Annotated in this window: 7 protein-coding genes; 3 read left to right on the forward strand and 4 right to left on the reverse strand. The window is 49.0% G+C overall.

The features are described from left to right. Positions 1-1,366: ATP-binding protein (locus IQ260_RS24575; RefSeq protein WP_193995713.1), on the forward strand; the 1,366-nt coding region annotated here is incomplete at its 5' end. Between the two features lie 81 nt (positions 1,367-1,447). On the opposite strand, the gene IQ260_RS24580 is transcribed toward IQ260_RS24575, so the two are convergent. Both IQ260_RS24580 and IQ260_RS24585 read right to left on the reverse strand, forming a co-directional pair. After that, positions 1,448-1,648, reverse strand: coding sequence for a DUF2283 domain-containing protein (locus IQ260_RS24580; RefSeq protein WP_193995714.1), 201 nt, complete (start codon positions 1,646-1,648; stop codon positions 1,448-1,450). Further along, a complete protein-coding gene (locus IQ260_RS24585; RefSeq protein ID WP_193995715.1) occupies positions 1,645-1,893 on the reverse strand; it encodes a DUF4258 domain-containing protein in 249 nt (82 codons plus the stop codon). Before IQ260_RS24585 ends, IQ260_RS24580 begins: the two co-directional genes overlap by 4 nt. Before the next feature lie 303 nt (positions 1,894-2,196). On the opposite strand from IQ260_RS24585, the gene thrC reads away from it, so the two are divergent. Continuing rightward, positions 2,197-3,507 (forward strand): threonine synthase, encoded by a 1,311-nt coding sequence (thrC, locus tag IQ260_RS24590; RefSeq protein ID WP_193995716.1) that lies wholly within the window; start codon positions 2,197-2,199, stop codon positions 3,505-3,507. Between the two features lie 123 nt (positions 3,508-3,630). Next, the gene (locus IQ260_RS24595; protein WP_193995717.1) at positions 3,631-3,906 is read left to right on the forward strand and encodes a MoaD/ThiS family protein; all 276 of its coding nucleotides are present in this window, start codon (positions 3,631-3,633) and stop codon (positions 3,904-3,906) included. 170 nt (positions 3,907-4,076) lie between these two features. On the opposite strand, the gene IQ260_RS24600 is transcribed toward IQ260_RS24595, so the two are convergent. Further along, on the reverse strand, positions 4,077-4,310 hold the full coding sequence (locus IQ260_RS24600; protein WP_193995718.1) for a hypothetical protein: 234 nt from the start codon (positions 4,308-4,310) through the stop codon (positions 4,077-4,079). A gap of 294 nt (positions 4,311-4,604) precedes the next feature. Continuing rightward, positions 4,605-7,237, reverse strand: a 2,633-nt coding sequence (locus IQ260_RS24605) for a COR domain-containing protein (protein WP_193995719.1), incomplete at its 5' end; no start/stop codon positions are given.

The raw sequence follows: 7,237 nt of genomic DNA on the forward strand, positions 1-7,237 counted from the left end.
GGCTTCGTACCAGGTCAACAGCAGTGCCCAAATGCAGTTGCTGCCGGTCAAAACCATTCCGGGGCACTTTAGCCAGGTGTATGACGCCAGCGAACGAGACTTTCGGTCTGTTTTTGGTTGGGAAGATGATCCCCATCGGCGTAATTTTGCCATTGGTCAGCCCATCGATATGGATGTCCCCATCTGTATTGATCTGGATCGCTTTGTAGAACGCAGCAACGGCATTTTTGGTAAATCTGGGACGGGAAAGTCTTTTCTAACCCGGCTGCTATTGTCCGGCATTATCAAACAGCGGGCCGCCGTCAATCTGATTTTTGACATGCATTCAGAATACGGCTGGGAAGCGGTCAGCGAAGGGGCTAACTTTAGCACCGTCAAGGGTCTGCGACAGCTGTTTCCCGGTCAGGTGCAAATGTTCACCCTCGATCCTGAATCCACCAAGCGCAGGGGAGTGCGAGATGCCCAGGAACTCTACATCAGCTTTGACCAGATTGACGTTGAAGATCTCGCGTTGATTGGTCGTGAGCTGAACCTATCGGAGGCCAGTTTAGAAAACGCCATTATCCTGCGCAACGAATTCGGCAAAGCCTGGATCAACCGCTTACTGACCATGAGCAACGAAGAGATTCAAGAATTTTGCGAGGTCAAAATGGGTAGCAAGTCATCGATTATGGCCCTGCAGCGCAAGCTCACCCGTCTAGCTGAGCTGAAATATATTCGCAACACCTGCCCCCACAACTATGTCACCCAGATTTTAGAGGCATTAGATGCCGGTAAGCATGTGGTGGTGGAGTTTGGCTCCCAGTCCAACATGCTCTCCTATATGCTGGCTACCAATGTGATTGCCCGCCGCATCCACGCCAGCTATGTACGCAAGGCCGACCGGTTTCTCCAAACCAAAAACGCCAGCGATCGCCCCACTCAGCTGGTGATCACCATTGAAGAAGCCCACCGATTTCTTGACCCCGCCACCGCCAAACAGACTATCTTTGGCACCATTGCTCGGGAAATGCGCAAGTACTTTGTCACGCTGCTCGTGGTGGATCAGCGCCCATCGGGTATCGACAATGAAGTCATGTCGCAGATTGGTACCCGGATCACCGCCTTGCTCAATGACGAAAAAGACATAGACTCCCTCTTTACCGGCGTTTCCGGCGGTCAGAATCTGCGTTCGGTCCTGGCCAAACTTGATTCTAAGCAGCAGGCCCTGTTGTTAGGGCACGCCGTACCCATGCCTGTCGTGGTGCGGACACGGCCCTACGACGCGGACTTCTATGCAGAAATTGGTGCCACCGCCTGGGATGAGCTACCCAACGCTCAGCTATTTAAAGCGGCTGAGGCCGCTAGAGCCGACTTGGGGTTCTAGATTTTTCGGTTTACTATGAACTGTCGAAATTCTTCGAGGGTGAGTTTGTTGACTTGTTTGGAGAAACGTACTGTTCGCTGATTAAGCGGTCGTTTCTAGCAAGATCTGCTGCCAGGATAGAGGGCTGCGCTCACTGACATATAGCACTTCGATGCCAACGACGTTGCCTTCGGCATTGTAGTCTAGGACTATGCCATCACTGACTTCTTCGGACTCGATAATAGTGCTCTCATCAAGACGAAGATAAATCGCGTCATTTTCTTTGTGAACTACAAGTTTCATTTTATTTTCCTATCGAAAAAGACGGTAATCACTCGTTTAGGGTCAACATTGGGGTTAACAATGACTCTGAGCCAGCGATTGCCAAAATCCTCTATCTGCTTCAAATAGTGGGTATTGCTATGGGCATCGGCATTAGTGAGCAGTCGGTCAGGATTAGATAAGGCCGTGTCTATCCAGCCAAGCTGAATATTGCGTTCTTGAATTTGATAGTGAGCATGTTGGGACAATACAAAACCTGAGGTCATGGTGTTATCCCAGTGATGAGAGCAAGATCATTACTTGTAGACACGAGTCCCAAAGGTATAAAACGTATTTCTGAAATTATCAGGCAGCATAGATATCTCAATCATTCTATTTATCCGTGAATAAAGCCAGGTAGTTCCCTAGTAAAAATTGAATATCCATAATTTTTGCTAAGGGTATTTATCAAAGAGCCAGAATCTATCTCTGTGCAAGCTTTTTAAATACCCGACTATTTTAGTCGGGTATGTTTGACGGCATTTTGTGCCTCGTGATACGTTCAAATCAATCTGTCATTCACAACCCCCATGACCCAAGCCATCGACCGTCCAAAAACTCCAACACTGCAGTCGTCCACATTTAGCAATCTCAAGTGTCGAGAATGTGACACCACCTATGAGCTGGGTGCAAAGCATGTGTGCGAAGAATGCTTTGGCCCCCTAGAGGTTGCCTACGACTACGATGCTATCCGTCGTCAGGTTAGCCGCGAGAGCATTGCCGCCGGACCCCACTCCATCTGGCGTTACAAAGCATTTTTGCCGGTCGCTACCGACGACCCCATCGATGTCGGTACCGGCATGACCCCTCTACTCAAGGCCAATCGTCTGGCCCGTCGCCTGGGTCTTAAAGAGCTATATATCAAGAACGATGCCGTCAATATGCCTACCCTGAGCTTTAAAGATCGGGTGGTTTCTGTGGCGCTTACCCGCGCGCGGGAGCTTGGGTTTACCACTGTTTCTTGTGCGAGTACGGGTAATCTGGCCAACTCCACAGCTGCTATTGCGGCCCATGCCGGTCTCGACTGCTGTGTCTTTATTCCCTCCGATTTAGAGTCTGGCAAGGTATTAGGCACTCTGATTTATGACCCCATCGTTATGGCCGTTCATGGCAACTATGACCAGGTCAACCGTCTGTGCTCTGAAGTTGCTAACACCCACGGCTGGGGCTTTGTCAATATCAACCTGCGTCCCTACTATTCTGAAGGGTCTAAAACCCTGGCCTTTGAAGTAGCTGAGCAGTTGGGCTGGGAGCTGCCGGACCACATTGTTGCCCCCCTCGCGTCAGGTTCTCTCTATGGCAAGATTTATAAGGGCTTTAACGAACTGGTGAAGACCGGTTTGGTGGACGAAAAGTTTGTCCGTTTTAGCGGCGCTCAGGCGGAAGGTTGTTCCCCCATCTCCCAGGCATTTAAGGAAGGTCGTGACTTTATTACCCCGGTCAAACCCAACACCATCGCTAAGTCCATTGCGATTGGTAACCCTGCTGACGGTATTTATGCCCTAGAGATTGCTAAGAAGACCAATGGCAATATTGAAGATGTCACCGATGCTGAAATCATCGATGGGATGAAGCTACTGGCTGAGACTGAAGGTATCTTTACTGAGACGGCTGGGGGGACTACCATCGCGGTTTTGAAAAAGCTGGTGGAAGCCGGTAAAATCAACCCCGATGAGCGTACTGTTGTTTACATTACGGGTAATGGTCTTAAGACTCAGGAAGCTGTGAGTGGCGCAGCGGGTGAGCCTCTGCTGATCGATCCTAAGCTGGAGAGCTTTGAGCATGCTTGGGAGCGGGCCAATACGCTAAACCGTTTGGATTGGCAGCAAACCCAGGTTTAGCGATGTAGCTGAAGCCCGCGCTGGGTTGAAACCCTGGGCGGGCGGGTACTTCCCCACAGAGTGCAAGATATGAGATCATCTGTTTCAGGTCATTCTTTTTTTACGTTTTGAGTTGTTACTTTCATGGCTGTTAAAGTTCTAATTCCTACTCCCCTGCAAAAGTTCACTAACAACGAAGCCACCGTCGAGATCGGTGGTGAGAATATTGTTTCTCTTCTGGATGCTTTAGAGGGTAAGTTTCCGGGTATCAAGGCCCGTCTATGTGACGATAGCGGCGAGCTACGTCGGTTTGTTAATTTCTACGTTAACAGTGAAGACATTCGTTTCTTGGATGGTAAGGAAACGGCGCTTAGCGATGGTGACGAAGTGAGCATTGTGCCCGCTGTTGCGGGTGGCTAAGCTGCCATGGCGACTGTCGCTTAACTAGACAGATTCGCCAGTAAAAAGTTGGTTTGTGCTAGGTGCTGCTATGGGTGTGGATGACAGAATTCCCTGCAGCGCCTTTTTTTGTTGCCAAAAACTCGGGCGATCGCACCCCCAAAACCCCAGAATGCGATCGCACCCCTTATCTAATCAACCCTGACCTTCTTAGTCAAAATCGACATCACCTCATTCGGCTGTCCGGTGGGTAACAGACGGCTCCAATCGTTGGGTTCAGCGTAGTTGGCCTTATGCAACTCCTTGATGGACATCTGCACAAACCCCAGCGTGCCAAACAGCATCAGCCGTCCGGACGTGTATTCAGGTAAAAAGTCAGCCGAATCTGTGGGCGCATTTGCGCCCTGAGTTGGGTCTTGAAACATGGTTCTGGTCTCCAGATATTGAGGTTAGGTGACCAGAACCTAACGCCTTAGCCCCTCACGTAGTGTCGCAAACGCAGGGGTTAGGGCATAATGACCCCAGCCCGTGGATTGATGCAAAATCCGTGGGTTAGCCGTCGGTTAGGTGTTCCCGCACCTGCCGACGGTGCCAAGTTATTAGGTTCTAGTAGAACAGCTGCACTAAATTAGCGCGGCATTGAGTAACTGTAAAACGGACTCTGGGATTTCGTCAAGCGATCAATAAATCTTCTATAGCAGTGCTGCGATGTGTTGTCGCTACGAGGATGTGGGGTAAATCTCTTTGATGTGTTCTTTGCACAGCCACAGGACGTCTCCCTCAGGCGTGGTGATGCGGGTTAGTCCACCCCAGACTTGCTCAGGATCCTTTTTCTTGAGGAATTCGTGTAGCGATCTCAAAACAATACCGCTACCCCGATCGGTACTTCGCCCGTCATCCATAAAACTGTGATCGTCATCATCGAATTCAATCTCTGGTAGCTTATCAATCAGAGTTTCGGTAAGAGTCAGATCGTTTTCGATAAGTTCACCGTAGATCGGAGCCGATAGGTTAATCCAAGGTCCCATAACAGGCGTGACATATTTAAGAATGCCGAAGATGCGGTTGATGTGAGGCTTCATTGCCTTCAGCCATTTCTTGGGATTATCGATGGGATAAAGACCGCCCTCCTGGACGGGGTGGAGACAGCCGGGATGCTCGCAGTAGAGTTGCAGATTAATACGTTGGGAACCAATGTCTTTTTGCCAGATCTTGCGGTCATCGGGACGCAAGACAAAGACGCTAGGACAGGGAGACTCAATTTGTTTTTGTACAACTCGAATTTCGCGTACGACATCGCGCTGAACGAGTTCTCGAAGTTCGGTAAAGCCTTGAGACATTGATGCTTGAAGGGAATCGATTTTCTCAATAACAGCATCTTGAGTTGTGTAGTGTAAGCCGAACAAAAGCCCCGTAACTGAAATATCGGAAAAGCAGTTAGGGCACTCGATCAGAGTCTTGGGCTTTTTCAATTCTAGCCGTCGAGTCAGGTTTGCATAGTCGAACTCGTGGATACAGTTAGTTTTATCTGGATCGGGACAGGGCAGCAGACGGGTGATCTTGAGACCTGGATATCGACGGAGGGTGAGTTCTAGTCCTTCTCGTAGAACATCAAAAAAAGCATGCGGAACAGGACCATGGACAGTAAGAATCAGATAGTCAGCGTTGGTGCTGTCATCACGGAGAGTACGAACTAAACCCAGATGTTTACTCTCTCGGTCACGAAACAGAACGCCGGTACGCCAGTGAATACCCCGGCGTTCACCTTGATCGATTGTAAAGCGGTGCTGTCGAGCGATAAACCAGGTGGGAATACCAGGAAGGATCTCACTTACCTGAAATTTCATGGAGACTTCTTTGCAGCTACTTTCTTGCTGCTTCTGTTTCCAAAGATTTTGAAATTCGGGAAGCTCAAAAGGAAGTCGTTCTACGATTAAACTAATGTCGCGATTTTCCAGGGTACGGTAGGAGAGATCAAACCGTTCCATCAGGCGTAGAAAGAAATTACGCAGCCCAGGTTTTAGATCGCCCCAAACGTGATTCATACATTGACGGGTGAAAATACCGTTACGTTTGATCACCTCTTCGGCAGTCAGTACCTTGCTAATGTACTCTGTGACCCACTGAGGTTTGAGGATAACCAGATCGTTGACATCGTCATCATCTTGAAAAAATAAGATATCGCCCAATTCATGGAGCCATTTCGCTAAGACAGGTTGCCCATCTGCAGAAACCTGGGCTTTAGTCATGACCTCCCAGAACTGCCTGGGTGTGGTATGTTTTCCTTTGCTCTTGCGAACGGTGTTGGCAAACTTTAACCAGGTGGCAGGCCAGATTTCTCCCATCAGGGGTAGCTTTGCAGCAGCAGTCGTAATCGCCTGCTTTAGTGTTTGAATCCCTGTCCCTTTTTTGTTGCTGACTTCATAGAGGTCAACGATTTGAGGAAACTGTTGCTTTAGATCCGACAGAGGTAAATCGGCATCGCGTTCGTCAGCCCAGGTGGCAACTAGAATAACAGGTGATTCGGGAGCATTGGCGCGGATAGTTTTGAGCCAGTAGACTAGCTTGCCTTGCTCAAAACCCAGTCGGGCATTGAATGCTAAAAGAAACAATGAACGATTGGTGAGAAAAAACTGGTGAGTAGCATGGTAAATCTCTTGTCCACCAAAGTCCCAAGTATTGAGAGTCATGGTGACATCCACTTCTGTAGGATGTTTGAGATTTAGGGCTTTGATTTCTATTCCATGGGTAGAAGACTGCTGAACTTTAAAGGATTCACCTCGTAAAGCCCGGAGTAGAGATGTTTTGCCGACGCCGCCTTCTCCTACCACTAACAGTTTAGAAATCCACTGACGTTTACCATCCTTCTGTTCTTGCAAATAAGTGAGGATTGCACGGGTGCCTTGCTCGACTACTTCAGGGGGTGGAACTGTCAGACTGGAATTTTCGTGAAGGGTAAGCAAAGTCAGATTCGAGAGATTTCCGAGTTCTTTGGGCACGGTTGTCAGCTGATTTGCACCGAGGTCAAGCCAAGTCAGATTCGAGAGATTTCCGAGTTCTTTGGGTACGGTTGTCAGCTGATTTTTGCTGAGGTAAAGCCGAGTCAGATTGGAGAGATTGCCGAGTTCTTTGGGCACGGTTGTCAGCTGATTTGCACCGAGGTCAAGCCGAGTTAAATTGAAGAGATTGTCGAGTTCTTTGGGCACGGTTGTCAGCTGATTTTTGCTGAGGTAAAGCTCCGTTAAATTGAAGAGATTGTCGAGTTCTTTGGGCACGGTTGTCAGCTGATTTTTGCCGAGGTCAAGCCAAGTTAGATTGAAGAGATTTCCGAGTTCTTTGGGCACGGTTGTCA

It is taken from the genome of Leptolyngbya cf. ectocarpi LEGE 11479 (genome assembly GCF_015207065.1).
Lineage (GTDB): Bacteria > Cyanobacteriota > Cyanobacteriia > Phormidesmidales > Phormidesmidaceae > Leptothoe > Leptothoe ectocarpi.

Bases quoted from the DNA above. Each gene is read 5' to 3' on its own strand.
- IQ260_RS24585 (WP_193995715.1), bottom strand. From the start codon at position 1,893: ATGACCTCAGGTTTTGTATTGTCCCAACATGCTCACTATCAAATTCAA.
- IQ260_RS24600 (WP_193995718.1), bottom strand. From the start codon at position 4,310: ATGTTTCAAGACCCAACTCAGGGCGCAAATGCGCCCACAGATTCGGCT.
- IQ260_RS24580 (WP_193995714.1), bottom strand. From the start codon at position 1,648: ATGAAACTTGTAGTTCACAAAGAAAATGACGCGATTTATCTTCGTCTT.
- IQ260_RS24595 (WP_193995717.1), top strand. From the start codon at position 3,631: ATGGCTGTTAAAGTTCTAATTCCTACTCCCCTGCAAAAGTTCACTAAC.
- thrC (WP_193995716.1), top strand. From the start codon at position 2,197: ATGACCCAAGCCATCGACCGTCCAAAAACTCCAACACTGCAGTCGTCC.